A 24,111-nucleotide genomic window follows, 5' to 3' on the forward strand; every position below is an offset into this window, starting at 1 on the left:
CTGCTCTTTCAGCTCAATCGTGCCAGCACGGCCTGCGTGATTGTTTCAGTCCTGTCCTTGCCCGCGATCGTGCCAATCCCCCGCGCGGTTGCGGACTCGATTGCCGACATCACTTCGGCCGCAGCCTGCCCCTCGCCCAGATGCTCGAGCATCATCGCACCGGACCAGATCGCGGCGATCGGATTGGCGACACCGAGATGCGCGATGTCGGGCGCCGAACCGTGGACCGGCTCGAACATGGAAGGCGCGCTGCGATCGGGATTGATATTGGCGGAGGCGGCGTAACCCAGCCCGCCCTGAATGGCCGCTCCAATATCCGTGAGGATGTCGCCGAAAAGGTTCGATGCGACGATTACGTCGAGGCTTTCCGGCGCCAGGACCATGCGGGCGGCAATGGCGTCGATGTGGTAGTGCGAGACCTCCACATCGGCATAGTCTTTTGCCAACTCGCGCGTGACCTCATCCCAGAAAACCATGGTGTGTTTCTGCGCGTTGGATTTGGTGACAGATGCGAGCTTCCTGCGACGCACCCGCGCCTGTTCGAAACCGAAACGGATGATCCGTTCGACACCCGTACGCGTGAAGATCGCAGTCTCAACCGCGACCTCATCGGCCGTGCCGGAATGAACGCGCCCACCGGCGCCGGAATATTCGCCTTCCGTATTCTCGCGGATGCACAGGATATCGAAGCCATCGGAGCGGAGCGGCCCCTGAACGCCCGGCAACAGCCGGTGCGGTCGTATGTTGGCGTACTGCGTGAACCCTTTCCGGATCGGCAGGAGCAGTCCGTGAAGCGATACTGAGTCGGGCACTTCCGCGGACCAGCCCACAGCGCCGAGATAGATAGCATCGAATTTTCGAAGTGTCTCGATGCCGTCTGACGGCATCATTGCACCGGTCTCCAGGTAGTGGGCGCACGACCACGGGAATCTTGTGTCATCAAGGGCGAAACCGCCCCGCTTAGCCGCCGCCTGCAGCACCTGCCATGCCGCCTGCGTGACGTCCTTGCCGATGCCGTCGCCGGGGATGAGCGCTATCTTGTAGGTCTTCATTGATGGAGGTCCTCATTCGCACTAACGTCATCGGAAGAATAGTCGACCGCCTGCCGCATTTTCCGTCGAGGATGAGCCGTGTGACGGCGTCGAATCGCGTCAGGCGGAACTTGAAAAGCCGATTGTTCTGAAGCCTCCGCGCGCTATTCGGCGGGACTTTGAGCGCTGAACTCAGTCGTAAACGCAGACGTAGATCTTGCGCACGGTCTCGATAGTGCGCCAGACGCCGACGAAACCAGGCTTCATCACGAAACTGTCGCCGGCGCGGTAGGTCTTGGTCTCACCGCCCTTCTCTTTGATTTCGACGAGACCCGAAACTATGTGGCAGAACTCGTAGATAGTGCCCTTGATCGAATGCGTCTCGCCGGGCGTCGCCTCCCAGACACCGGTGAGCACCTTTTCGCCCTTCGAGGCATCCTGCGCCCAGGTCTTGAAGGATGGATTGCCGGAAATGAGCCGCTCCGGAGCCGGTAGTGCCTCCTTCGGCGCGAAGTCTGGAACTGTGTCGATCGTGATCAGAAGTGACATGTGATGTTTCCTGGTTAGTAGCCGAGTGTCCGATCGACGAGGCCGATCAGTTCTTCTCCGGCGCGGTGGCGCCGGATGTTGTCAACGACGGATTGTGCCGCCGTATGCGGTTGCGTCACCGAGGCGATGTGCGGCGTTATCATCACCTTCGGATGCGACCACAGCGGATGGTCTTCCGGGAGCGGTTCTGGATCGGTGACATCAAGCATCGCCGCAGATACGTGACCGGTGTCGAGCGCGTTGATCAGCGCGGCCTGGTCCAGTTGCGGACCCCTGCCGACATGCAGCAGCTGCGCCCCGACGGGCAGTAAGTCGAAGAACTCTGCATCGAGCATGCCGTGCGTTTGTTCCGTGAGCGGAAGCAGGCAGACGAGAATATCCGTTTGCTTCAGAAAGCCCGCGAGTTGGTCCGTGCCGTGAAAACAGGCGACGTCCTCGATCCGCTTTTCGCTGCGGCTCCAGCCGGCAAGCGGAAACCGGAAGGGCTTCAAGCGCTCGATAGCCGCCTGCGCCAGCATCCCAAGGCCGAGGAAGCCAACCCGGCGTTCGGCCGCCTGTCGAGCGGCAATCGGTTGCCAGAGGCATCTTTTCTGCTGCTCGAGATAGGCGGGCATCTCCCGGTGGAGCGCCAACACGCCGAGCGCGACGTATTCCTGCATCATGCGTATGATGCCGTCCTCGACCATGCGCACGAGCTTCACATGGCTTGGCACCACGTCCTGCTTGAACTGGTCGACGCCCGCTCCGATGGAAAACAGCACTTCCAGATTGTGGTAGCGCGAGATCTCGTCCGGCACCGTCCAGGTGATGAGATAGCGCACCTTCTCCGGCTCCATCTCGTCCCCGGAATGGACGAATTCCAGATCCGGGAGCTGGCGCGCAAAGGTCTCGCGGAAGACCGCAGCACGCGCCGTATCGGAATTGAAAAGAAACGCCATGGTGACCGCCCTTCCTTCAGGCCGCAAGACGCGCGCCGAGCCCCTCGATCATCTTCCGGCAAGCGGCGAGTTCACCAATCTCGATATATTCGTCGGTACGATGGGCACGGCCGATGTCGCCGGGTCCGCAAACGACCGCATCGATGCCGGCCTGCTGATAAAGTCCGGCCTCCGTGCCGTAACTCACAGCTGTCAGCGGCTCCTGCCCCGTCAGCTCCGTCAGAACGGCCGCTAGCGCGCTCCCGTTGGCGGGCGCAAGGGCGGGATAGGTGCTCAACTCGTGCCACGTCACATCGAAGCCGCTGTCTCGCAGGGCGAAAAGCCGGGCCTTGACCGGCTCAAGCAGGGAGGCTGGAGAAACGCCGGGCACGGCACGCGCCTCGATATCGGCTGTGCAGTGGCCAGGGATGATGTTGACCGCCTGTCCACCGGCGATGACGCCCACCTGCAAGGAAGAATAAGGGGGCTCGAAATTTTGATCGAGCGGCCCGTCGGCGAGGGATCGGCCGTAGGCCACGGCGTGCGCGATGACGCCGGCCATGGCATGCACGGCATTGAGTCCGAGATCGGGGCGTGAGGAATGGCCGGATCGCCCGATCACCTCGAGTCGCGCGGCGGCCTTCCCCTTGTGCGCGCGCACAGGCTGCATCCGGCTCGGCTCACCGACAATCGCGCCAAGCGGCCTCTCGCATAAGCTCGGCAACGCGGCTAGGAGATGCGGCACACCACGGCACCCCGCCTCTTCGTCATATGAGAATGCGAGGTGAACTGGCTGCCGCAGGTTCATCGCCGCAAGTCCTGGGAGCGCCGCTAATGCGCAGGCGAGGAAGCCCTTCATGTCGGAGGTGCCGCGGCCGTAAAGCCTGCCGCTCTCGCGGCGCAGAACGAACGGGTCCGAGCTCCATTCCGGCTCGCTGGCCGGGACGACATCCATATGCCCGGAGATGATGTAGCCCCGACCCTGGCGCGGGCCGATCGTGAGGAAAAGGTTGGACCGGTCGCCCTCGGGACCGGGGAGAACCGTCACCTCGGCTCCGGCTGCCTGACAGTAGTCGCGGATCCAATCGACGATCGCGCCGTTTGGCGTGCCCACAACAGAGGGAAATGCAACCAGGGTCGCGAGGATTTCTTCCACGTTCATGGCGGTCCGCTCTGCTTGCACACTATCACCGGGTGCAACCAGCCTATCCGCGGGCAGCAGTGTTCCCTGCCGAATTGCGTCGTGCTTTGGCCGAAGATTGCGAAAAAGCACCTCGAACCAGCGAAACCTGCTGGCTTTCCCGTATAATGCTGCGGCAAAAGAGGTATGTCGCGACATGGCGATCGATGACAGGATCAACACCGCGTGCCTTGCGCATTCGTTGAAGGAGCGGATCGATTGAGATGCAGAGATCAGTACGCCTGAAATCCTTCGAACTGGTCGCGCGGGACATTGATGATGTCGACGTCAAGCTACTGCACGCGCTGTCGATCTCAGTCCGCTGGCCTCACCGGCCGAAGGATTGGGACTTTCTGCGCCGTGCCGGACGCGGCATTGTTGCCGTTGATGGTATTGGACGCGTTTTCGGGAGCGCGATGTGGTTTCCCCACGGGGACGACTTTGCCACCATTGGCCTGGTGATCACAACGCCGCGCACACAAACGCAAGGAGGCGGCCGATGGCTCATGGACCTAGTCCTTGAGCAGTGCGGCGATCGCAATTTGGCACTCAACGCGACCCATGCTGCCTACCCCCTCTACGTTTCACTCGGCTTCACGACCGAGGCGATCGTATACCAGCGCCAGGGGGAGGTCCCACAAACACTCCCGGCTATGCCGGCCTTGAACGGTGAATTGCAGGCGCTGTCGAGCGACAGACTTAAGGACATCACGCCGCTGGATACGCGCGCGTTAGGGATAAACCGCGAGAGGCTGCTCGCGTTGCTCGCAGTGGATGCCTCAATCTGCACTTTGAGCCGCGGCGGCGAAATCGTCGGCTATTCCATGTGTCGCGAGTTCGGTCGTGGTCACGTGATCGGCCCCATGGTCGCGCGAAACGATCTCGACGCGGTCCATCTTACAGCCCTGCATCTGAAGGAACTGGCAGGACGATTCGCCCGCGTCGACACCCGCGAGAAGGATGGCGTGTTTGCCGCGTTTCTCCAGCAGAGCGGCCTCGGCATTGCCGAGACCGTTACGACCATGTCCAAAGGGCGCCGCTTCCTGAACCGGCAAGACAATGGGCCTTGGGTCTATGGATTGGCCGGCCACGCCTTGAGCTGAATGCAAGCATACTGTCGCCTTCAACCAGCCGTCAGAGAATCAATGAGCCCGGGCTAATCTGGAAGTGTGGACCGAGGCGCCCGATCGAGATGTCGCGGGCGGGTCTATTTGTTCGACAGCGTCGAGCACGCGCAAGCGTATACCGAGAAACATTCCGCGCACCTGAACTGTTTCGGTATCGCCGATATCGGCGTTCGCTCGTACGCTGTCAACGAACGGCTGTCGATGGCCACCCGTGGACGATAAGCCGATAGATATGTAATAATTTGGTGGGCCCGGAGGATGTGCCGAAAGGTTGATTTGTTGGGTTTTTGGAGGCCACAATCAGAAAGCTTCCCGTATTGTTCCGCACGATCCCGCAGCTGATTATGGTCAGCCGTCTTTGCTATGGATCAATGAATGCCCAGTTCATACCGGTAGGCTTGCGGGGATCAGCCGAACAGTTGCCTGGAAGAGAGAGAGTGTGTGTGGGGGCACAGGCGAGGACGACTACCATTGGCCAACGTCACTGACTGACAGGAAAACATAGCGGATGTCTGGTTCTTCTGTCGAATTGACAGTGCGGTGATCGAAAGCGGAACTTGGCAGGACACCAGCGTTAGCTTGCCTTGAAGCAGCCGTGGTCTAGTAGCCGACAGGAAGAGAGCTGGGGTTCTGGGAGGACAAGCATGGGTGAGGATCTATCCGGTCATCACGCCGACCGCGTTCAGGCCGCGATCGCTTCGGACGCGGCGGCGAAGTCCGCGCTGGTCGCTTCCTGGCGACGGTCTTCCAGTCTGCACCGGCTCGATCCGGCCGATTGCAGCCCCCCACGCTATCTGACAGAGGCGGAATTGGGAGAGGCCCGGCAACGCATCGGGCCGCTCGTCCGGGTTGCTCAATCAAGCCTGGACCGGCTCTATCTTGCGGTGGGCGGCGTTGGATGCTGCGTCCTGCTCGCCGATCGCGACGGCGTGCCGGTCGAACGGCGCGGCGCGCCTGTGGACGACGAGACGTTTCGTTCCTGGGGGTTATGGACAGGGTCCGTCTGGAACGAGGAGAGCGAGGGCACCAACGGTATCGGCACCTGTCTGGTGGAACAGCGCGTCCTGACGATCCACCGTGATCAGCATTTTCACACGCGCAACACCGGGCTGAGCTGCACCACGGCTCCGATTTATGATCACCGTGGAGACCTTGCGGCTGCCCTTGACGTGTCTTCCTGCCGGGCTGATCTGACCGAGGTCTTCTCCAACCTTATTTCCATGGCCGTCGTCGACGCGGCGCGTCGGATCGAGGCCGAGAACTTCAAAATGGCATTCCCCAAGGCGCGCATTCTGCTGGCGCCGGTGCCCGACAGGGGTTCCGGCGCGTTGATCGCGGTTGATGCGGACGACCTTGTGGTCGGCGCGACCCGTTCGGCTCGCCTGGCGCTTGGAATTACGCAACAGTGTCTCGACAAGCCGATGCCTGCGGCCGATCTGCTCGGTTGGGCCGAGAGCCGCCCCGAAGTCCTCGCCGAGGCGGAGCGCGGCGTTCTGCAGCGGGCGCTGGCGCGGGCAGACGGAAATGTCTCGGCCGCGGCCCATGCGCTCGGCATCAGTCGCGCCACGCTTCACCGCAAACTCAACCGCCTGGACGTCCACAGGTCCCACTGACTTTTGAAACGTCGCATGACTGTCGCAATTCTGCGACACACCCGCCCGCCCACTGTCCCCGGCGCATTGGCAATAGCGGTGGGAGATCGCAAGTGTCTTCCCGAAGCGTCGCATTCCGCGGCGCCAGCTTTGCGGAGGAAGACACATGAACAAGGTAGAATTCTCACGCCCGGTCAAGGCGCCCTTCGATAAGCGCTACGGCAATTTCATCGGCGGCAAATGGGCCGAACCGCGTTCGGGCCGTTACTTCGAGAACTTCTCGCCGATAAATGGTCAGCTGCTCTGCGAGGTGGCGCACTCGGATGCCCAGGACATCGAGGCGGCTTTAGACGCTGCCCATGCCGCCAAGGACGCCTGGGGGCGCACCAGCGTGGCCGAGCGCTCACTCATCCTCAATCGCATCGCCGATCGCATGGAGGAAAACCTCGATCTCCTCGCATGCGCCGAAACCTGGGACAACGGCAAACCGATCCGCGAAACGACCGCCGCCGACCTGCCTTTGGCCATCGACCATTTCCGCTATTTCGCTGGCGCCTTGCGTGGCCAGGAAGGCAGCCTTTCGCAGATCGACGACGATACCGTCGCCTATCATTTCCATGAGCCGCTCGGGGTGGTTGGCCAGATCATCCCGTGGAACTTCCCGCTGCTGATGGCCTGCTGGAAACTTGCTCCCGCGCTTGCCGCCGGAAACTGCGTCGTGCTGAAGCCTGCCGAGCAGACCCCGGCTGCCATCTTGCTGTGGGCCGATCTTATCGGCGATCTGCTGCCGCCCGGTGTGCTCAACATTGTCAACGGCTTCGGCCTCGAAGCCGGTAAGCCGCTCGCGTCGTCGCCGCGCATTGCCAAAATCGCCTTTACCGGAGAAACGACGACCGGCCGGCTGATCATGCAGTATGCCAGCCAGAACCTGATCCCCGTCACCCTGGAACTGGGCGGCAAGTCGCCCAACATCTTCTTCAAGGACGTTGTCGCCGAAGACGACGATTTCTTCGACAAGGCGATCGAAGGCTTCGTCATGTTCGCGCTGAATCAGGGCGAAGTCTGCACCTGCCCGAGCCGCGCGCTCATTCATGAATCGATCTACGACAGGTTCATGGAACGTGCGCTGAAGCGTGTCGAGGCGATCGTGCAGGGCGATCCGCTCGACCCGGCAACGATGATCGGTGCCCAGGCATCATCCGAGCAGTTGGAAAAGATCCTGTCCTACATCGACATCGGCCGCCAGGAAGGCGCCGAGTTGCTGACCGGTGGCGAGCGCAACGTCCTGCCCGGCGATCTCGCCGGCGGCTACTACGTGAAGCCGACGGTGTTCAAGGGCCACAACAAGATGCGCATCTTCCAGGAAGAGATCTTCGGACCGGTGGTCTCGGTCACGACCTTCAAGGACGACGACGAAGCGCTCAGCATAGCCAACGATACGCTCTACGGCCTCGGCGCCGGTATCTGGACACGCGACAGCAACCGCGCCTACCGGTTCGGCCGCGCGATCCAGGCGGGCCGCGTCTGGACCAACTGCTACCACGCCTATCCCGCGCATGCGGCCTTCGGCGGCTACAAGCAGTCCGGCATCGGCCGCGAGACGCACAAGATGATGCTCGACCACTACCAGCAGACCAAAAACATGCTGGTCAGCTACAGCCCGAAAAAGCTCGGCTTCTTCTGATCGCCGCTTTGACCCACAGGCGCGGCTCCGCGAGGGGCCGCGCCAAAGGCTGGAAATCGGAAGACATGATGCGAGCGAAGGTCACAGCGACACCGGCAGCCCTCGAACTGATCGCCGAGATTGTCGCCGAGCACGGTCCGGTGCTGTTTCATCAATCCGGCGGCTGCTGCGACGGCTCTTCGCCGATGTGCTATCCGCGTATCGGCTTCATCGTGGGCGACCAGGACGTGCTGCTCGGCCACATCGGCGACGCGCCGTTCTACATCGGTGCGTCGCAATTCGAGGCTTGGAAACATACCGATCTCATCATCGACGTGGTGCCGGGTCGCGGTGGCATGTTCTCGCTGGATAACGGGCGGGAGAAGCGGTTCCTGACCCGGTCGACAATCTGCACCGCATAGGCGAAACCTGCCGGTTTGATTTCGAGCAAGGAAGGCACCGCAGCAATCTCTACCTTCCGAAGATGATCCTCAATCTGCTCATCGGCACCGTCGTCATTAGCCTTACGGTCCTGGTTCACACCTTTGGTCTGATCGTGGTCACACATGTGATGGGTCACCTGGTCGCCCGGTTTCGCATGCACGGGCGCCGCAGCCGCATCGTTGCGATGATCAGCGTGGTGATGGGGCTCTTTGCCATCATGACCGCAGAGGTGTGGCTCTGGGCAGGACTATACCGGCTGCTCGATATCTTTGCTGACTTCGAAACCGCGCTGTACTTTTCCACCATCACCTTCTCGACCGTCGGCTACGGCGACATTGTGCCCGCTCACGCATGGCGCGTCCTCGCGGCTCTAGAGGGCGTGAACGGATTTCTTCTGATTGGCTGGTCGACCGCCTATCTGATCGCGGCCGGCACCCGCATTGGCCCATTCAAGGCCGGCGAGCATTTCTGAACGGGCGATCGTTCAGACCGCTACGGAATGCCTGGCTGTACCGGTTTCGAAATATTTATCGAACTTCGCCGCGATGCTTCTGACAAAGGGCCGGCTTTCCGCCGGCACGACGAAGAGGTCACCATCAAGTTCAAGCAGCCGCGCAGGACCATGAAGAGCCGTGGAACTCGCCTTGAGGAGAAGTCTTTGGCCGGCTTCGCCAAAGCGCTCCACCAGCTCAATCGCCGAGAAGGCGAAGTCACACATCAATCGCTCGATGATCCAGCCGCGAACACGGTCGTCGTCGGAAAGCGCGATACCCCGAACAGCGGCCAGCCCGCCATCAGCAACCATGCGTCCATACTCGGCGGTCGAAGGCATGTTCTGTGCATAGCCCTGGCGAAACTGGCTGATGGATGACGGGCCAAGGCCGATCAAGGTCTCGCAGCGATCCTCGGTATAGCCCTGGAAGTTCCGGTGCAGTGTTCCGGCGCGGGCGGCAAGCGCGAGGGCATCGCCCGGTTTGGCGAAATGGTCGAGCCCGATTGCTTCGTATCCCTGGTCCACGATCGCCCGCGCCGCAAGTTGCGATTGAGCAAACCGCTCTGCCGGACCCGGCAGCCATGCCTCGTCGATCATCGTCTGATGTTTCTTGAACCACGGCACATGGGCGTAGCCAAAAAGCGCTATCCGGTCCGGTTCCAGGGTCAGTGCCTGCGCGACGGTGGAGGAGACACTCTCCCTGGTCTGGTGTGGCAAGCCGTAGAGCAGGTCCAGATTGACCGATTCGACGCCGCGCGAACGAACGCCGTCGACTACCGCTTTGGTCTGCAAAAAGCTCTGCTCGCGGTTAATTGCCTTTTGCACCTTCGGGTCAAAATCCTGGACGCCGAGGCTCGCACGGGTCATGCCGATTTCGGCGAGTGCGTCGAGGCGGGCATCGTCCATATCATTGGGTTCGATTTCGACGCTGATCTTGGCGCCGGGAAGAAAGGTCAAGCTGTTGCGCAGGGCGGTTCCCAGCGCCACCAGATCCTCCGGTTTGAGCATCGTTGGCGAACCGCCGCCGAAATGGACGGCACGCACGCGGCCCTTGCCTGCGACAAGACCGGCGACGGTGGCGATCTCGGCATGCAGTGAGCGAAGATATGTGGTCACCGGTTCGTAGTGGCGTGTCTGCTTGGTATGGCAGGCACAGAACCAGCAAAGCTTGTCGCAGTACGGGATGTGCAGATAGAGCGATATCTCGTGGCCCTCGTCGAGCGCCTGCAGCCAGCCCCGACAAACGGCAGCATCGACGCTTGCATTGAAATGCGGCGCTGTCGGGTAGCTCGTATAGCGCGGCACGTTCTCACCAAGTCTGGCAACTAATTCTGGCCGCACGTCTCTATCCGCTCCACTTTGCATGGCCCGACGTTGACCACATTACTGGCCGGCAGCCTTGATTTCGGTCAAAGTCCGCGGTGGACAAACTGCCGCAAGGATTTTCCTGCCGCCGATGCTATCTTGCCGGCACTTTGGGTCCTCGGACGATCATGATGACAGTGCGTCAGGATATTCACAGCGCCGGCATTCCAGTGCTTTGCCGATCATGCGAAGCGCGCCACCATGGCGTCTGCGGCGCGCTCGATCCCGATCAACTGGTGGGCCTCGCCAAGACCTCATCGAAGCATACCGTTGAACCGGGCGCAGAACTGATTGGTGACACCGAGACCGTCGACCGTTATTCGAACGTGCTTTCCGGCGTGGTGAAGCTCACAAAGAGCCTGTCGGACGGACGCCAGCAGATTGTCGGCCTCCAGTTCGCCCCCGATTTCCTGGGCAGGCCCTTCAAGCTGGAAAGCGCGATCAACGCCGAAGCCGCAACGACCGTTTCCCTGTGTTCGTTTCCAAAAGCCGCCATCGAACGCATGATGAAGGAATCGCCACAGCTAGAGCATCGTCTCTTCAAGCAGACGCTCAATGAACTAGACGAAGCACGAGACTGGATGGTGACGCTGGGGCGCAAGAGTGCTGCGGAAAAGGTGGCGAGCTTTCTCCTGATGATCGCCAGGAACATCGATCCCACGCTTGCCCCGGCGGCCCAGTCGACAAGCTTTGACCTACCGCTGACGCGCGCCGACATCGCCGATTTTCTCGGCTTGACGATCGAGACGGTCAGCCGCCAACTGACCAGGCTGAGAACAGACAGCGTAATCCGGATCGACAACAACCGGCACGTGACGGTGGAGAACATGAGCCGGCTGCAGCGACGGTCCGGCGCCTAACCGGCATCGACGACCCCGATCATCGGCAAGACGTGCTCGCGTTCGAAGGCGATATGCCGGCGCAAGCTTTCGAATAAGCCGCGCAGCATGAAGCCGACAGCCTCGCCATTCTCGACTGTCTCGCCATGGCCGATCGCCAGCAGGATTTCAGTCACCTCGCCGGCAAAGCATTCGTCCTCGACGTGTTCTGCGCGCAATCGACGAGTTGAAGCAAGGTTGGCATCGCTGCCAGTCAAAGCAGCCTCGTAGGCCGGAAAGATAACCGTCTCCTCGTATTGGTGAATGTTGCGCAACAGCGGAACGATCGCGTTGGCCACGCCAATACAGGTCAGGCGATCTGCGGCCGGTAACGTATCGGCGATCTTTTCCAAGGCGTCACAGAGCCGCAGCTTTTCCCCATGGGCACGTTTCATCACAGCGCCAGGGAGGAACTCTCGATCGAACCGTGCGACCGGCATGGAAATCTCGCGGCGGGCTTCAAACAGCGACGATTTCCGCTCGTTCTCCCCGTCCAATGAAAGCCTCCTGATAGTTTGCGAGTTGGAAGCTGCCCAATCCAAAAGCAAATGGCTTTGACATGGATCAAGGCAGCGACGACGCGACTGCTGAATTGGTGTCAAGCGGATTGGTATCCGCGCATCCCAATCCGAGGTCGGGGACAGGTCATGAAGTTCGGCACGCAAATCTTCGCCTTGGGCCTGTTCACATTTGCGGCCCTTGTGGCAGCCGGGTTCGGTGTGGACGAGCCATTCCGGCAGCATATGTGGGTACTGTTTTTTGTGCTGCTCGGCTTTGTCGCCATCCTCATCCGCAACACGAATTTCGAAGTGGCTGCTCCGATCGACCCGTCCGCCTATATGGATGGGCCAATCCGCTATGGCGCCATCGCCACCATGTTCTGGGGTGTCGTCGGTATGCTGGTCGGCGTCGTCATTGCGCTGCAGCTTGCCTACCCCGATCTCAACATTCAGCCCTGGTTTAACTTCGGCCGTTTACGGCCATTGCATACGTCGGGCGTCGTCTTCGCCTTCGGCGGCAATGCGCTGCTCTGCACGTCCCTGTATGTCGTCCAGCGCACCTGCCGCGCTCGGCTGTTCGGCGGCGATCTCGGTTGGTTCGTGTTTTGGGGCTACCAGCTCTTCGTCGTCATGGCGGCGACCGGCTATCTGCTGGGCATCACCGAGAGCCGCGAATACGCCGAACCCGAATGGTATGTGGACATCTGGCTGACCATCGTCTGGGTCGCCTATCTCATCCTGTTCCTCGGCACGATCCTGAAGCGCAAGGAGCCGCATATCTACGTCGCCAACTGGTTTTACCTGTCCTTCATCGTCACCATCGCGATGCTGCATGTGGTCAACAACCTGTCGATGCCGGCCTCATTCCTGGGTTCCAAGAGCTACTCCGCCTTTTCCGGCGTCCAGGACGCCCTGACGCAATGGTGGTACGGCCACAACGCCGTCGGCTTTTTCCTCACCGCCGGCTTCCTCGGCATGATGTATTACTTCGTGCCCAAGCAGGCGAACCGGCCGGTCTATTCCTACCGGCTGTCGATCGTCCATTTTTGGGCGATCATCTTTCTATACATCTGGGCCGGCCCCCATCACCTGCACTACACCGCCCTGCCCGACTGGGCGCAGACACTCGGCATGGTGTTCTCGATCATGCTGTGGATGCCGTCATGGGGCGGCATGATCAACGGCCTGATGACGCTGTCGGGCGCCTGGGACAAGCTGCGCACCGATCCGATCATCCGCATGATGGTGATGGCCATCGCCTTCTACGGCATGTCGACCTTTGAAGGTCCGATGATGTCGATCAAGACGGTCAATTCGCTGTCGCACTATACCGACTGGACCATCGGGCACGTCCATTCGGGCGCACTCGGCTGGGTCGGCATGATCTCGTTCGGCGCGATCTATTACATGGTGCCGAAGCTTTGGAACCGCCAACGTCTCTATTCGCTGCGGCTCGTCACCTGGCACTTCTGGCTGGCGACGCTCGGCATCGTCGTCTACGCGGCCGTCATGTGGGTGTCCGGCATCATGCAGGGCCTGATGTGGCGCGAATACGACGAGCAGGGCTTCCTGGTCTACTCCTTTGCCGAAACCGTGGCCGCCATGCACCCCTACTATGTCATGCGCGCCATCGGCGGGGCCATGTACCTCTCCGGCGCCCTGATAATGGCCTGGAACATCGCCATGACCATCCTCGGCTACCAGCGCGAGGAAGAGCCGATGCCGGGCTCCCTGCCCGTCCTGCAGCCTGCCGAATAAGGAGCCAGACAATGGGCTTAATGGACAAACACGCGCTCATTGAGAAGAACGCCACGCTTCTTCTCATCGGCTCTCTTCTTGTGGTGACTGTCGGCGGCATCGTCGAGATCGCACCGCTCTTCTATCTCGACAACACGATCGAGAAGGTCGAGGGCATGCGCCCTTACTCGCCGCTCGAACTTGTCGGGCGCAACATCTATGTGCGCGAGGGTTGCTACCTCTGCCATAGCCAGATGATCAGACCGTTCCGCGACGAGGTCGAGCGCTATGGTCACTACAGTCTGGCGGCCGAGTCGATGTACGATCATCCTTTCCAATGGGGATCGAAGCGCACCGGACCGGACCTCGCCAGGGTTGGCGACCGCTATTCCAATCAATGGCATGTCGAGCACCTTACGGATCCTCGTTCGGTGGTGCCTGAATCAATCATGCCGAGCTATGCGTTCCTGAAAGACACGCCGATCGAGGTGAAGGATTTCTCGACGCATCTGGTCGCCAACAGCCGTGTCGGTGTCCCCTACGGCGACGACATGATCGCACACGCCAACGCCGACTTGATGGCGCAGGCTGATCCCAACGCCGACACATCCGGCCTCGAGGCCCGCTACCCCAGAGCCAAGATCGGCGACTTCGACGGCAACCCGCAACGGGTCACCGAGATGGATGCCCTCGTCGCCTATCTCCAGATGCTCGGCACACTGGTCGACTTCAAGAACTACGACGAAGCCGCCGGCTATCGCTGAGGAGTTTTATTTATGGATTACAGTGTGATGCGAGAGTTTGCCGACAGCTGGGGCCTGGTCGCCATGGCGCTTTTCTTTGTCGGCGCAATTGCCTTCGCCCTGCGCCCCGGCAGCCGCAAGCTGGCCGACGAAGCTGCCCGGATTCCCCTTGAGGACGAGTGATCATGAGCGACGAGCACATCGATGAAATCTCTGGCATTTCGACCACCGGCCACGAATGGGATGGCATTCGGGAGCTGAACAACCCGCTTCCGCGCTGGTGGGTCGTAACCTTCTACGCCACCATTGTCTGGGCAATCGGATACACCATCGCCTATCCGGCATGGCCTTTGCTGCATTCGGCAACAACGGGCGTGCTCGGCTATTCGAGCCGCAACGAAGTCAAGAACGAGCTATCGGTGGCTGAAGCGGCGAAGGGCAAATATGTCGCGGCGATAGAATCGAAGAGTGTTTCGGAGATCGCGGCGGACGATGGTTTGCGCGAATTCGCGATCGCCGCTGGTGGCGCCGCGTTCAAGGTCAATTGCGTGCAATGTCATGGCTCCGGCGCCCAGGGCTCCAAGGGCTTCCCCAACCTCAATGACGACGACTGGCTGTGGGGCGGCAAGGCGGATCAGATCCAGCAGACGGTCACGCATGGTATCCGCTTCGCATCCGATCCGGATACGCGGCTTTCGGAAATGCCAGCTTTTGGCGACATTATCACTGCCGACCAGATCAAACAGGTCAGCGCCTATATTGCCGGCCTGTCCGAAACCGTCAGCCACGAATCTTTGGTGGCGCCCGGTGCCAAGGTTTTTGCGGAAAACTGCGTTGCTTGTCACGGCGACAACGCAAAGGGCAACAAGGAGCTCGGCGCTCCTGATCTAACCGATGCCATCTGGCTCTACGGATCGGGCGAAACGGCCATTGCCGCCCAGGTCACAGCGCCGAAACAAGGCGTGATGCCGGCCTGGGGGGCGCGCCTGGGCGAAACCAGGATCAAGGAGCTGGCGGTCTACGTGCATTCGCTAGGCGGTGGAGAATAGGTACGGGGGCCTATTCTCCGGCCCTCACCGCCGAAGCGACGAGGCCCGGCTCTGCCGGGGCTCGATTTGTTTTCCGTGGGCCAGGCGATTGACCTGCATCAACGCGGCGCAATCCAGTCGGCAGCAAAATCCGCTCGACGCTGTATTTCGCTGACCTGCCTGTGCCCAGTCAGAACATTTGCCCGGCGAAATCAAAGCTGCGCGACGGGAGAAACCAGTGCTGGACAATACGCAGGTAGAACGGCTCGAAGCCGAGGCGGTCAACTCGGCCAAAGTGCGACAGCCGATGTATGCCGCGCGCAAGAAGATCTTCCCGAAGCGGGCCTCGGGCAGCTTTCGCCGATTCAAATGGCTGGCAATGGCGGTCACGCTTGGTATCTACTATCTGACACCTTGGCTGCGGTGGGACCGCGGCCCGTTTGCCCCTGACCAGGCCGTGCTGCTCGATGTCGCCAACCGGCGTTTCTACTTCTTCTTCATCGAGATATGGCCGCAGGAATTCTACTATGTGGCCGGCCTTCTGGTCATGGCCGGCGTCGGTCTTTTCCTGGTTACGTCGACTGTCGGTCGTGCCTGGTGCGGCTATACGTGTCCGCAGACCGTGTGGGTCGATCTGTTCCTAGTCGTCGAGCGAGCTATCGAGGGCGACCGCAACGCGCGCATGAAGCTCGATGCCGGGCCTTGGACCGCCCGCAAGCTCGCGCTGAGAATGTCGAAACACGCCATCTGGCTGATCATAGGTGCAGCGACCGGCGGCGCCTGGATCTTCTATTTCGCCGATGCGCCGACCTTGCTCGTCGAACTCTTCACCGGCACGGCAGCGCCTGTCGCCTACATCACCGTCGCTGTGCTCACAGCGACGACCTATACGTTCGGCGGGCTGATGCGCGAGCAGGTCTGCACCTATATGTGCCCATGGCCGCGCATCCAGGCGGCCATGCTCGACGAAAGTTCGCTCACCGTCACGTACAATGACTGGCGCGGCGAACCGCGCACGCGTCACACCAAGAAGGTCCAGGCCGCCGGACAGTCAGTCGGCGATTGCGTCGACTGTAACGCCTGCGTGGCTGTCTGCCCGATGGGGATCGACATTCGCGATGGCCAGCAGCTCGAATGCATCACCTGTGCGCTCTGCATCGACGCCTGCGACGGCGTCATGGACAAGCTCGGCAAGGAGCGCGGCTTGATCTCCTACGCGACACTCTCCGACTACAATGCCAACATGATGCTGGCGACCGCGGGCGGCGCCTGTTCGGTCAATCCGTCATCGGTCAGGACCGCTGACGGCCTGTTTTCGGACAGGGTGGCGCATTTCCATGTCCGCAAGATCTTTCGGCCACGCACCTATGTCTACATGGCCATGTGGTCGCTGATCGGCCTGGGTCTGCTCTTTTCGCTGCTGACGCGCGACCGGCTCGAGATCAATGTTTTGCACGACCGCAATCCACAATTCGTGACGCTGTCCGACGGCTCGATCCGCAATGGCTATACCGTCAAGCTGCTGAACATGATCCCCGAACCAAGAACGATTATCGTCACCATTGGAGGCTTGCCAGGCGCAGAGATGAGCATCGTCGGTGTCGACCTCCCCGCCGATCGCTCTTTTGCGATCCCGGTCGAACCCGACCGGCTGAAGATGTTGAAGGTTTTCGTGCGCCTGCCTGCTGATCAGATCCATGGCGTAGCGCAGACCTTCACACTCCGGGTCGAGGACAACGCGAGTTTCGAGTCCAGCGAATACACCGCCACCTTCAACGCACCGGAGACCGCCAGATGAGCGCCACCACGCGAAAATCCCGCGAATTCACCGGCAGGCACATGTTGGCTATCATCCTTGCCTTTTTCGGCGTGGTGATCACGGTCAACCTGACCATGGCGACGCTCGCCAACACAAGCTGGACCGGCCTTGTCGTCGAAAACACCTATGTGGCGAGCCAGCAATTCAACAGGAAGGCCGAGGAAGGGCGCGCGCAGGCAGCCCTCGGCTGGACCGGCAAGTTGACCATTGCATGGGGCGAAGTCCGCTATGGCGTCACCGACGACGCCGGCAAGGCGGTTCCCTTGCATGGCGTCAAAGTGCTGTTTCGCCATCCCGCTTACGAGAAAGAAGATGAGTCCATCACGCTCGCCGCCGCCTCGGGCCAGGAGTTTGCAGTGCAGCACATGCCAAGGGACGGTGTGTGGATCGTCGAAATCGACGCCGATGCCGGTCTGGCAAGGCCTTTCCGCGACGTGCGCAGGATCATGATCTCCGATGGAGCGCTGAAATGAGCTGCTGTGCACCGGGCGCGGAAATGGCGCTGGATCTGGGCAACGCTACATCCGACCTGCCGTCAAGCGAAGAGATCAAGCTGGCGAGCCGGTCGCTTGGCGATGGCCTTAGCCAGACCGATCTTTCAGTTCCGACGGTTCATTGCGCAGCCTGCATGCAGACAATCGAGACGGCGATGGCAAAACTCGATCACGTCGAGGCCGCTCGCGTCAACCTGTCAACGAAGCGGGTCTCGGTCCGGTGGCGCGGGGACGAGGCCCCACCATTCGTCGCCTTGCTGGGGCGGCTGGGTTACCAGGCGCATTTGTTCGAACCCGAGATTGGTGAAAAGGACAAAACGCTTTCGGAGCTTATCCGCGCCGTCGCTGTCGCCGGATTTGCGGCGGGCAACATCATGCTGCTGTCGGTTTCGGTCTGGTCCGGTGCCGAGGGCGCGACCCGCGACCTGTTCCACTGGGTCTCGGCACTGATCGCCATCCCCGCACTCGCCTTCGCCGGCGGCATCTTCTTCAAGTCGGCCTGGAATGCCTTGCGTCACGGCCGCATGAACATGGACGTGCCGATCGCGGTCGGCGTGTCGCTGGCCTATGCGATGAGCCTCTATGAGACGATCACCCATGGCGACCACGCCTATTTCGACGCGTCGGTGTCTCTGCTGTTCTTCCTGTTGATCGGCCGCACGCTGGATCACGTGATGCGCGCACGCGCCCGCACCGCCGTGAAAGGCCTGTCACAACTGGCCGCGCGTGGCGCCATGGTGCTGCGCGACGGTGGCGCACGCGACTATCTGCCGGTTGGCGAGATCGAACCGGGCATGCTGTTGCTGATAGCGGCCGGCGAAAGGATCCCCGTCGACGGCAAGATCACGCGTGGGACATCGGACGTCGACTGCTCGCTGGTTTCGGGAGAGAGCACGCCCAGAAGCGTGGCTCCAAACGATGCCGTCCAGGCCGGCGTGCTCAACCTTACCGGCCCGCTGACCATCGAGGCGACAGCCGCCGCGAAGGATTCGTTCCTGGCGGAAATGGTTCGGCTGATGGAAGCCGCCGAGGGCGGTCGCGCACATTACCGCCGCATCGCCGATCGCGTTTCAGCACTCTATGCTCCAGTTGTTCATCTCACCGCCTTCGTGACATTCCTTGGCTGGATGGCGGCAACCGGCGACTGGCATCGGGCGATAACCATCGCCATCGCCGTTTTGATTATCACATGTCCGTGCGCGCTCGGGCTCGCCGTGCCGATCGTCCAGGTGGTCGCCGCGCGGCGGCTGTTCGAGAACGGCATCATGGTCAAGGACGGTTCGGCCATGGAGCGCCTGGCAACGATTGATGCAGCGGTGTTCGACAAGACCGGCACGCTCACGCTCGGCCAGCCCCGTCTCGTCAATGCGGCCTCGATCGATCCGGCCATGCTGACGATTGCGGCCGACATGGCCGCGCATTCGCGTCATCCCTTTTCAAAGGCCATGGCCGGCCTTGCCGCTGGCGGCGGGCAGCACAAATTCGATGCCGTCACCGAGCATCCGGGGTTCGGTATCGAAGCAACTGACGTCGGAAGTATCTGGCGGCTGGGCAGACGCGGATGGGCTGGATGGAAGGCCCGCACCGGCGGCGAAGGCAAACATGGCTATGGCGGGACGGTCCTGACGAAAGACGGGATCGTTGTCGCGACCTTCAATTTCGAGGATGCGTTGCGTGCCGACGCCAGGGCGGCGATCGAGCGATTGAACGATGCCGGGATGTCGGTTCAGATGCTGTCGGGCGATAGCGCGGGCGCCTGCAGCGAAATCTCGAAAATGCTGGGTATCGGCGATTTCGTTCCGTGCCTGCTGCCGTCCGGCAAGGTCGAATGCATCGAAACCCTGGCGAAAGAGGGACACCGGGTTCTGATGGTTGGCGACGGCTTGAACGACACGCCTGCGCTGAGCGCGGCGCATGTTTCGTTCGCGCCGGCCACGGCCGCCGACATTGGCCGCAATGCGGCGGATTTCGTATTCCTGCGCGAAAGCCTTCTGGCAATCCCCCTCGCGCTGGACGTCTCGCGCAAGGCGGGAAGCTTGATTCGCCAGAACATCACGATCGCCATCGTCTACAATGCCGTCGCCGTGCCGATCGCGATCCTGGGGCACGTCACCCCTCTTATCGCTGCGATCGCGATGTCCGCGTCTTCCCTGCTTGTCATCGGAAATGCGCTGCGTCTGCGAGGTTCTATGCCAGATTCGCCGGCGAAAGATGTCCGGCGCGACAGGCTGTCCGACAGCAGCAAACTGGCCCAATCCTCATGACCACCCTTGCCTACCTCATCCCTGTCGCCCTGTTCCTTGGTGCGCTTGGCCTGGGGGGCTTCCTGTGGGCCTTGAGGAGTGGCCAGTACGAAGATCTTGACGGAGCTGCCGAGCGGATCCTTATCGATCGGGAAGACAGACTGGAGCGCTGATCCAGGGCCGAGGGCTGACAAACAGCGCCGGTGCAGCCAACCGCTCCCACCCCCTTCCCCACTGCGACTATGCCGCGCACGATTGCTGTTTCCGGGGTTGTTGCTGCCTAACACTGAACGCCACCAATTTGCGCCAGCGCAAAGAAACGCTGCGTCAGGCCAGATACCTTCTGCTCATCCGCAACGGTTGAGAGATAGGAGACTGACATGATCACGCGACGCGACGCCCTTTTCGGAGCAGCGATTGGCGCTGCCACCGTGGCGGCACTGCCGGTATTTTCGGCAACGGTGACAAAGACGGACATTCGAGGGCTCGCCCGCGAAAAGATCGAGCTCGTGGCACCGCCCTTTGTGCATCCGCACGATCAGATCGCCACGGGTGGACCGAAAATCGTCGAGTTCACCATGACCATCGCGGAAAAGCCCGTCGTCATCGATGCCGACGGCACGACGCTCAATGCGATGACCTATAACGGCTCGATTCCTGGCCCTCTGATGGTCGTGCATCAGGACGACTATGTCGAACTGACGCTCATCAATCCCGACACCAACTCACTCGCTCACAACATCGATTTCCACGCCGCAACCGGCGCGCTGGGCGGCGGCGCCCTGACGCTGATCAATCCCGGCGAGCAGGTGACCTTGCGCTTCAAGGCAACCCGAACGGGTACGTTCGTCTATCACTGCGCACCTGGCGGCGCGATGATCCCATGGCATGTCGTCTCCGGCATGAGCGGCGCCATCATGATCCTGCCGCGCGATGGGCTCAGGAACGACAAGGGCGAACCGGTAAAGTACGACAAGATCTTCTACATCGGCGAGAACGACTTCTATATTCCGCGCGACGAGAAGGGCAACTTCAAGACCTACGAATCGGCCGGCGACGGTTACGACGACATCGTCAAGGTCATGCGCGGGCTGATCCCGACGCATGTGGTGTTCAATGGCAAGGTCGGTTCGCTGACCGGCGACAATGCGATGAAGGCGAAGGTCGGCGAGACCGTGTTGATCGTCCATTCGCAGGCCAACCGCGATACGCGACCGCATCTGATCGGTGGCCACGGCGACTATGTCTGGGAACAGGGCAAATTCGCCAATCCGCCTGCCAAGGATCTAGAAACCTGGTTCATCCGTGGCGGCTCCGCGGGGTCGGCGCTCTACACGTTCCTGCAGCCCGGCGTCTACGCCTATGTCAATCACAATCTGATCGAGGCCGTGGAACTCGGTGCGACCGCTCACTTTATGGTCGAGGGCGAATGGAATGACGACCTGATGACGCAGGTCGAGGCGCCGACACCCCTCGCCACCAACTGACGGCACTCCAATTTGCCCGGACAGCGATGCTGTCCGGGCATGGACAAAGCGATGTCTCCATTGATCCTCAAGGTTCTTCCGGTCGCCCTGGTCGCCGCTGCCGTTCCGGCAGGGCTCTCGATACAGACGGTCTTCGGGGATCGACAACCTCACCCCATCGCTATGACGATTACCTTGCTTTCCGGTTCGATCACCTATCCGACGCCAGGGGAGTTCCTGATGGAGGGACGCCCGCAAGCCAATCCCCGCCTCAAGCGGCAACTCAACAGACCTCTCGAAATCATGGCCTACCAGATCAGCACGGCCGACTATGCAGACTGCGTGTCGGCAGGAAGCTGTCAGCCGGCACAGGAGACGCGCGCGATCCCAAGCAACGCTCCCGTAACTGGAGTGAGCTATCTCGATGCCAATGCCTACGCCCGGTGGTATTCGCAAGTGACGGGCGACCAATGGCGGCTGCCATCCGACGAAGAATGGGCGTTTGCCGCGGCGGAGCGGTTCGCAGGGGAATTTGAGGGTGTCGAAAACGATGCCAACAACCCCGCCAGACGCTGGCTCACCAGCTACAAGGCCGAGGTGGACCTCGATCGCAAACCGGACCCGTTGCCCAAGAGCCGCGGCTCTTTTGGTTTCAATTCCCTGGGCCTCGCCGACTTTTCCGGCAATGTCTGGGAGTGGACTTCGACTTGCTATGTCCGCACCACATTGGCTGCGGATGGAAGCGGCGTTGCGAGTTCGGTCGACAATTGCGGCGTCCACGTCCTTGAAGGGCTTCACAGAGCCTACATGTCGAACTTCGTCAGCGACGGAAAAAGCGGCGGCTGTGCCGTTGGCACGCCTCCCGACAATCTGGGTTTCAGGCTGGTCCGGGACCATCGGGGGTGGGCGAACCGTATCGTCGGCTACCTCGGCATTGCCTGACAAATCAGAAGCGGCTTTTCCATTCGCGTTTCGACGGTCGCCTGCTCTCCCCGCCGCCTCACCGCACCTTTGGCCTCATCAACGCACTTCCATAGATCAGAATGAAGCCGGCAAATGCCGCCACCCATGCGGTGCCGGCCATGTCGATCACTATGTCATAGGGGACGAAGGCAGCCAGGATTCTCAATGATCCTGCGAGGAGGACGGCTCCAAAAATGAACGAGGCGCCTTTTCCAGCCTTGAGCTCTCGCCCGGTGTGACCGAGCGTTGCGCGGGTCATCACGGCAAGCGTCATCGCGCCGACCGCGCCAGTTCCGAGTGCGTGGAGTCCCGCCGCCGCCGGCACGGCATCGGGGAAGAAGATCGACACCGAGACAAGGGCGAGACCGACCGGCACGAAGGCATATGCGAGATGGAGTACGAGCACCAGCGGATCCCGCAAGGTGCGCTCGCCGGCCCACCGCGACAAGCGCCACGCCTGGCTGATTGCAGCGGCCGCCAGGAGCATTCCTGAGGCGCTGTTGTCGGGCGCGAACGTCCATGCTCCCAGCGCGATGGCTGAGATGGCTATCGATGCCATGTCAAAACGGTCGAACGGAGCAGGCAGCCGGCCAGGATTTTCGCGGACGAGCCAGTTGCGGGTGAAGCTCGGAATGATGCGCCCGCCAATTAGCGAGATGAGCATGATCGCCGCGGCCATGCCGAGCCTGCGGCTGATGTCCGATGTGCCTTGGCGATGCGCCTCGATATGGAACGTGCCGTTGGCGCCAGCCAGGACGGCAAGCGGCAGCAGTACTTTCAGGTTGCGCCAGTTCCGTCCTGCGACGATCTCGCGGGCCGCCGCGGCAGCAACCGCAAGCAGAAATGAGCCATCGATCACGGCGGCTGCTTCCCAGCCGATATCCGCCGAGACAAAGACAGCGACACGGCCGGCAAGCCACAGGACCACCAGCGCCAGCAGCGGCAGGCCTTGCACAGGCAGCCGGCCGGTCCAGTTGGGAATGGCGGTCAGCAAGAACCCGGTAACGATCGCCGACAGATAGCCGAACAGCATCTCGTGAATGTGCCAGTCGACGGGAACGAACGCACTGTGGGCATTGAGTTCGCCGGCATACATCGGCAGCCAAAGCAGAATGGAGAGCGCCGCATACAGCGACCCAAGGAAGAAGAACGGCCTGAATCCGTAGGAAAGAAATGCGGGCCCGGTGTAGGCCCGCAGGCGTGGAATCCCCATGATTTGCGTCTCCAAATGAACAGGGCCGGATGAACCGCCGCCCTCGGTCCGTCCGGCCCGCGCCCGCGCTTTATGTGGCGGGCATGGCTGTATCGAATGCTGTCAGTTGGCCGGGATCTGGGTGAACAGGTCGGCGAACACTGTCTTTGCCTTCCCGGGATGCTTGACCGCTTTGGCGGTATCGAGATTGACCGGCTTGCCGACAACGATCAGCGCGACCATGCCCATGCCGTAGTGCGGCGCGCATTTGACGCCATACACACCTTCCTGGGTGAGTGTGACGGTGATCTCCTCGCTGGGCTTTCCCTTGAAAGGCTCAGCGCCATCCGGAAGCATGCCCTTGATCGACTCTGCGTCATGGCTCTTGTCGGTCGGCACGAACTTGACGGTATCGCCGGGTACTGCCTTGACGAAGGCCGGCTGGAAAACCATTGCGCCCTTTTCGCCCTTGTTGAGCATTTGCACCACATGCTCTTCCGCGCTTGCGCCGCCGGCCAGCGCGAGGATGGAGATTGCGGCGGCGAGAATGGTGAGTTTCATCGGTTCGTCCTTTTGTTTCGTCGTCACGGCATTTGGCCGTTCCATGCCTTTTAGCCTGACAAGCCCCGGCAGAATTTGCGCTGGCGCAAACTCGGAGTAGAAAGGTCTCCCGCATGACTGATGCGG

The 24,111-nt window shown here is 61.3% G+C and carries 25 protein-coding genes; 17 read left to right on the forward strand and 8 right to left on the reverse strand.

The window, feature by feature from the left end:
* Nucleotides 1-8: 8 nt before the first annotated feature.
* The 4 genes from NKJ73_RS21280 to argE form a co-directional block, all read right to left on the reverse strand.
* On the reverse strand, nt 9-1,052 hold the full coding sequence (locus NKJ73_RS21280; RefSeq protein WP_352570949.1) for a tartrate dehydrogenase: 1,044 nt from the start codon (nt 1,050-1,052) through the stop codon (nt 9-11).
* Between the two features lie 171 nt (nt 1,053-1,223).
* Nucleotides 1,224-1,580, reverse strand: coding sequence for a cupin domain-containing protein (locus tag NKJ73_RS21285; protein ID WP_352455576.1), 357 nt, complete (start codon nt 1,578-1,580; stop codon nt 1,224-1,226).
* A gap of 14 nt (nt 1,581-1,594) precedes the next feature.
* Nucleotides 1,595-2,518: a 2-hydroxyacid dehydrogenase gene (locus NKJ73_RS21290; RefSeq protein ID WP_352455575.1), complete on the reverse strand. Its 924-nt coding sequence runs from the start codon at nt 2,516-2,518 to the stop codon at nt 1,595-1,597.
* Nucleotides 2,519-2,534: 16 nt separating this feature from the next.
* Nucleotides 2,535-3,659, reverse strand: coding sequence for an acetylornithine deacetylase (gene argE / locus NKJ73_RS21295; protein ID WP_352455635.1), 1,125 nt, complete (start codon nt 3,657-3,659; stop codon nt 2,535-2,537).
* 242 nt (nt 3,660-3,901) lie between these two features.
* Between argE and NKJ73_RS21300 the strand changes: the two genes are divergently transcribed.
* The 6 genes from NKJ73_RS21300 (at nt 3,902) to NKJ73_RS21325 (ending at nt 8,975) form a co-directional block, all read left to right on the forward strand.
* On the forward strand, nt 3,902-4,780 hold the full coding sequence (locus NKJ73_RS21300; protein WP_352455574.1) for a GNAT family N-acetyltransferase: 879 nt from the start codon (nt 3,902-3,904) through the stop codon (nt 4,778-4,780).
* Between the two features lie 66 nt (nt 4,781-4,846).
* Nucleotides 4,847-5,026, forward strand: a complete 180-nt coding sequence (locus NKJ73_RS21305) for a YdhR family protein (protein WP_352455573.1) — start codon at nt 4,847-4,849, stop codon at nt 5,024-5,026.
* A gap of 422 nt (nt 5,027-5,448) precedes the next feature.
* Entirely contained in the window at nt 5,449-6,417 is a 969-nt protein-coding gene (locus NKJ73_RS21310) for a helix-turn-helix domain-containing protein (RefSeq protein WP_352570970.1), read from the forward strand.
* 145 nt (nt 6,418-6,562) lie between these two features.
* Nucleotides 6,563-8,080, forward strand: a complete 1,518-nt coding sequence (adh, locus tag NKJ73_RS21315) for an aldehyde dehydrogenase (protein WP_352570951.1) — start codon at nt 6,563-6,565, stop codon at nt 8,078-8,080.
* 68 nt (nt 8,081-8,148) lie between these two features.
* A complete protein-coding gene (locus NKJ73_RS21320; RefSeq protein WP_352455633.1) occupies nt 8,149-8,481 on the forward strand; it encodes a DUF779 domain-containing protein in 333 nt (110 codons plus the stop codon).
* Nucleotides 8,482-8,543: 62 nt separating this feature from the next.
* Nucleotides 8,544-8,975 (forward strand): potassium channel family protein, encoded by a 432-nt coding sequence (locus NKJ73_RS21325; RefSeq protein WP_352455571.1) that lies wholly within the window; start codon nt 8,544-8,546, stop codon nt 8,973-8,975.
* A 12-nt stretch (nt 8,976-8,987) separates the two neighbouring features.
* On the opposite strand, the gene hemN is transcribed toward NKJ73_RS21325, so the two are convergent.
* Nucleotides 8,988-10,337 carry an oxygen-independent coproporphyrinogen III oxidase gene (gene hemN / locus NKJ73_RS21330; protein ID WP_352455570.1) on the reverse strand — a complete coding sequence of 450 codons (1,350 nt, stop codon included), beginning with the start codon at nt 10,335-10,337 and terminating at the stop codon, nt 8,988-8,990.
* Nucleotides 10,338-10,492: 155 nt separating this feature from the next.
* On the opposite strand from hemN, the gene NKJ73_RS21335 reads away from it, so the two are divergent.
* Nucleotides 10,493-11,221, forward strand: a complete 729-nt coding sequence (locus NKJ73_RS21335; protein WP_352455569.1) for a Crp/Fnr family transcriptional regulator — start codon at nt 10,493-10,495, stop codon at nt 11,219-11,221.
* Here the strand turns inward: NKJ73_RS21335 and NKJ73_RS21340 are convergent.
* Nucleotides 11,218-11,634 (reverse strand): hemerythrin domain-containing protein, encoded by a 417-nt coding sequence (locus NKJ73_RS21340; protein ID WP_352455632.1) that lies wholly within the window; start codon nt 11,632-11,634, stop codon nt 11,218-11,220. The genes NKJ73_RS21335 and NKJ73_RS21340 overlap by 4 nt on opposite strands.
* Before the next feature lie 252 nt (nt 11,635-11,886).
* On the opposite strand from NKJ73_RS21340, the gene ccoN reads away from it, so the two are divergent.
* The 10 genes from ccoN to NKJ73_RS21390 all read left to right on the forward strand — a co-directional run bounded on the left by ccoN (nt 11,887) and on the right by NKJ73_RS21390 (nt 22,211).
* Nucleotides 11,887-13,497 carry a cytochrome-c oxidase, cbb3-type subunit I gene (gene ccoN / locus NKJ73_RS21345; protein ID WP_352455568.1) on the forward strand — a complete coding sequence of 537 codons (1,611 nt, stop codon included), beginning with the start codon at nt 11,887-11,889 and terminating at the stop codon, nt 13,495-13,497.
* An 11-nt stretch (nt 13,498-13,508) separates the two neighbouring features.
* Nucleotides 13,509-14,240, forward strand: a complete 732-nt coding sequence (gene ccoO, locus NKJ73_RS21350) for a cytochrome-c oxidase, cbb3-type subunit II (protein WP_352455567.1) — start codon at nt 13,509-13,511, stop codon at nt 14,238-14,240.
* A 12-nt stretch (nt 14,241-14,252) separates the two neighbouring features.
* Entirely contained in the window at nt 14,253-14,402 is a 150-nt protein-coding gene (locus NKJ73_RS21355; protein WP_352455566.1) for a cbb3-type cytochrome c oxidase subunit 3, read from the forward strand.
* A 2-nt stretch (nt 14,403-14,404) separates the two neighbouring features.
* Nucleotides 14,405-15,268 carry a cytochrome-c oxidase, cbb3-type subunit III gene (ccoP, locus tag NKJ73_RS21360; protein ID WP_352455565.1) on the forward strand — a complete coding sequence of 288 codons (864 nt, stop codon included), beginning with the start codon at nt 14,405-14,407 and terminating at the stop codon, nt 15,266-15,268.
* Nucleotides 15,269-15,485: 217 nt separating this feature from the next.
* A complete protein-coding gene (ccoG, locus tag NKJ73_RS21365) occupies nt 15,486-17,045 on the forward strand; it encodes a cytochrome c oxidase accessory protein CcoG (RefSeq protein ID WP_352455564.1) in 1,560 nt (519 codons plus the stop codon).
* Nucleotides 17,042-17,539: a FixH family protein gene (locus NKJ73_RS21370; protein ID WP_352455563.1), complete on the forward strand. Its 498-nt coding sequence runs from the start codon at nt 17,042-17,044 to the stop codon at nt 17,537-17,539. Before ccoG ends, NKJ73_RS21370 begins: the two co-directional genes overlap by 4 nt.
* Entirely contained in the window at nt 17,536-19,824 is a 2,289-nt protein-coding gene (locus tag NKJ73_RS21375; protein ID WP_352455562.1) for a heavy metal translocating P-type ATPase, read from the forward strand. Before NKJ73_RS21370 ends, NKJ73_RS21375 begins: the two co-directional genes overlap by 4 nt.
* On the forward strand, nt 19,821-19,976 hold the full coding sequence (gene ccoS / locus NKJ73_RS21380) for a cbb3-type cytochrome oxidase assembly protein CcoS (protein WP_352455561.1): 156 nt from the start codon (nt 19,821-19,823) through the stop codon (nt 19,974-19,976). The genes NKJ73_RS21375 and ccoS overlap by 4 nt, the downstream gene beginning before the upstream one ends.
* A gap of 207 nt (nt 19,977-20,183) precedes the next feature.
* On the forward strand, nt 20,184-21,290 hold the full coding sequence (gene nirK, locus NKJ73_RS21385; RefSeq protein WP_352570952.1) for a copper-containing nitrite reductase: 1,107 nt from the start codon (nt 20,184-20,186) through the stop codon (nt 21,288-21,290).
* 39 nt (nt 21,291-21,329) lie between these two features.
* A complete protein-coding gene (locus NKJ73_RS21390; RefSeq protein ID WP_502903571.1) occupies nt 21,330-22,211 on the forward strand; it encodes an SUMF1/EgtB/PvdO family nonheme iron enzyme in 882 nt (293 codons plus the stop codon).
* A 58-nt stretch (nt 22,212-22,269) separates the two neighbouring features.
* Here the strand turns inward: NKJ73_RS21390 and NKJ73_RS21395 are convergent, their stop codons facing one another.
* Complete coding sequence (locus tag NKJ73_RS21395; protein ID WP_352455559.1) at nt 22,270-23,445, reverse strand: NnrS family protein; 1,176 nt, start codon at nt 23,443-23,445, stop codon at nt 22,270-22,272.
* A gap of 102 nt (nt 23,446-23,547) precedes the next feature.
* Nucleotides 23,548-23,985, reverse strand: a complete 438-nt coding sequence (locus NKJ73_RS21400; RefSeq protein ID WP_352570953.1) for a pseudoazurin — start codon at nt 23,983-23,985, stop codon at nt 23,548-23,550.
* Between the last annotated feature and the right edge of the window lie 126 nt (nt 23,986-24,111).

The sequence above is a fragment of the Mesorhizobium sp. M0074 genome (genome assembly GCF_040322975.1).
GTDB lineage: Bacteria > Pseudomonadota > Alphaproteobacteria > Rhizobiales > Rhizobiaceae > Mesorhizobium.

Excerpts from the sequence above, each read along its gene's own strand:
- NKJ73_RS21280 (WP_352570949.1), bottom strand. The coding sequence starts at position 1,052 with ATGAAGACCTACAAGATAGCGCTCATCCCCGGCGACGGCATCGGCAAG.
- NKJ73_RS21285 (WP_352455576.1), bottom strand. The coding sequence starts at position 1,580 with ATGTCACTTCTGATCACGATCGACACAGTTCCAGACTTCGCGCCGAAG.
- NKJ73_RS21290 (WP_352455575.1), bottom strand. The coding sequence starts at position 2,518 with ATGGCGTTTCTTTTCAATTCCGATACGGCGCGTGCTGCGGTCTTCCGC.
- argE (WP_352455635.1), bottom strand. The coding sequence starts at position 3,659 with ATGAACGTGGAAGAAATCCTCGCGACCCTGGTTGCATTTCCCTCTGTT.
- NKJ73_RS21300 (WP_352455574.1), top strand. The coding sequence starts at position 3,902 with ATGCAGAGATCAGTACGCCTGAAATCCTTCGAACTGGTCGCGCGGGAC.
- NKJ73_RS21310 (WP_352570970.1), top strand. The coding sequence starts at position 5,449 with ATGGGTGAGGATCTATCCGGTCATCACGCCGACCGCGTTCAGGCCGCG.
- adh (WP_352570951.1), top strand. The coding sequence starts at position 6,563 with ATGAACAAGGTAGAATTCTCACGCCCGGTCAAGGCGCCCTTCGATAAG.
- NKJ73_RS21320 (WP_352455633.1), top strand. The coding sequence starts at position 8,149 with ATGCGAGCGAAGGTCACAGCGACACCGGCAGCCCTCGAACTGATCGCC.
- NKJ73_RS21325 (WP_352455571.1), top strand. The coding sequence starts at position 8,544 with ATGATCCTCAATCTGCTCATCGGCACCGTCGTCATTAGCCTTACGGTC.
- NKJ73_RS21335 (WP_352455569.1), top strand. The coding sequence starts at position 10,493 with ATGACAGTGCGTCAGGATATTCACAGCGCCGGCATTCCAGTGCTTTGC.
- NKJ73_RS21340 (WP_352455632.1), bottom strand. The coding sequence starts at position 11,634 with ATGAAACGTGCCCATGGGGAAAAGCTGCGGCTCTGTGACGCCTTGGAA.
- ccoN (WP_352455568.1), top strand. The coding sequence starts at position 11,887 with ATGAAGTTCGGCACGCAAATCTTCGCCTTGGGCCTGTTCACATTTGCG.
- ccoO (WP_352455567.1), top strand. The coding sequence starts at position 13,509 with ATGGGCTTAATGGACAAACACGCGCTCATTGAGAAGAACGCCACGCTT.
- NKJ73_RS21355 (WP_352455566.1), top strand. The coding sequence starts at position 14,253 with ATGGATTACAGTGTGATGCGAGAGTTTGCCGACAGCTGGGGCCTGGTC.
- ccoP (WP_352455565.1), top strand. The coding sequence starts at position 14,405 with ATGAGCGACGAGCACATCGATGAAATCTCTGGCATTTCGACCACCGGC.
- NKJ73_RS21370 (WP_352455563.1), top strand. The coding sequence starts at position 17,042 with ATGAGCGCCACCACGCGAAAATCCCGCGAATTCACCGGCAGGCACATG.
- NKJ73_RS21375 (WP_352455562.1), top strand. The coding sequence starts at position 17,536 with ATGAGCTGCTGTGCACCGGGCGCGGAAATGGCGCTGGATCTGGGCAAC.
- ccoS (WP_352455561.1), top strand. The coding sequence starts at position 19,821 with ATGACCACCCTTGCCTACCTCATCCCTGTCGCCCTGTTCCTTGGTGCG.
- nirK (WP_352570952.1), top strand. The coding sequence starts at position 20,184 with ATGATCACGCGACGCGACGCCCTTTTCGGAGCAGCGATTGGCGCTGCC.
- NKJ73_RS21390 (WP_502903571.1), top strand. The coding sequence starts at position 21,330 with ATGGACAAAGCGATGTCTCCATTGATCCTCAAGGTTCTTCCGGTCGCC.
- NKJ73_RS21395 (WP_352455559.1), bottom strand. The coding sequence starts at position 23,445 with ATGGGGATTCCACGCCTGCGGGCCTACACCGGGCCCGCATTTCTTTCC.
- NKJ73_RS21400 (WP_352570953.1), bottom strand. The coding sequence starts at position 23,985 with ATGAAACTCACCATTCTCGCCGCCGCAATCTCCATCCTCGCGCTGGCC.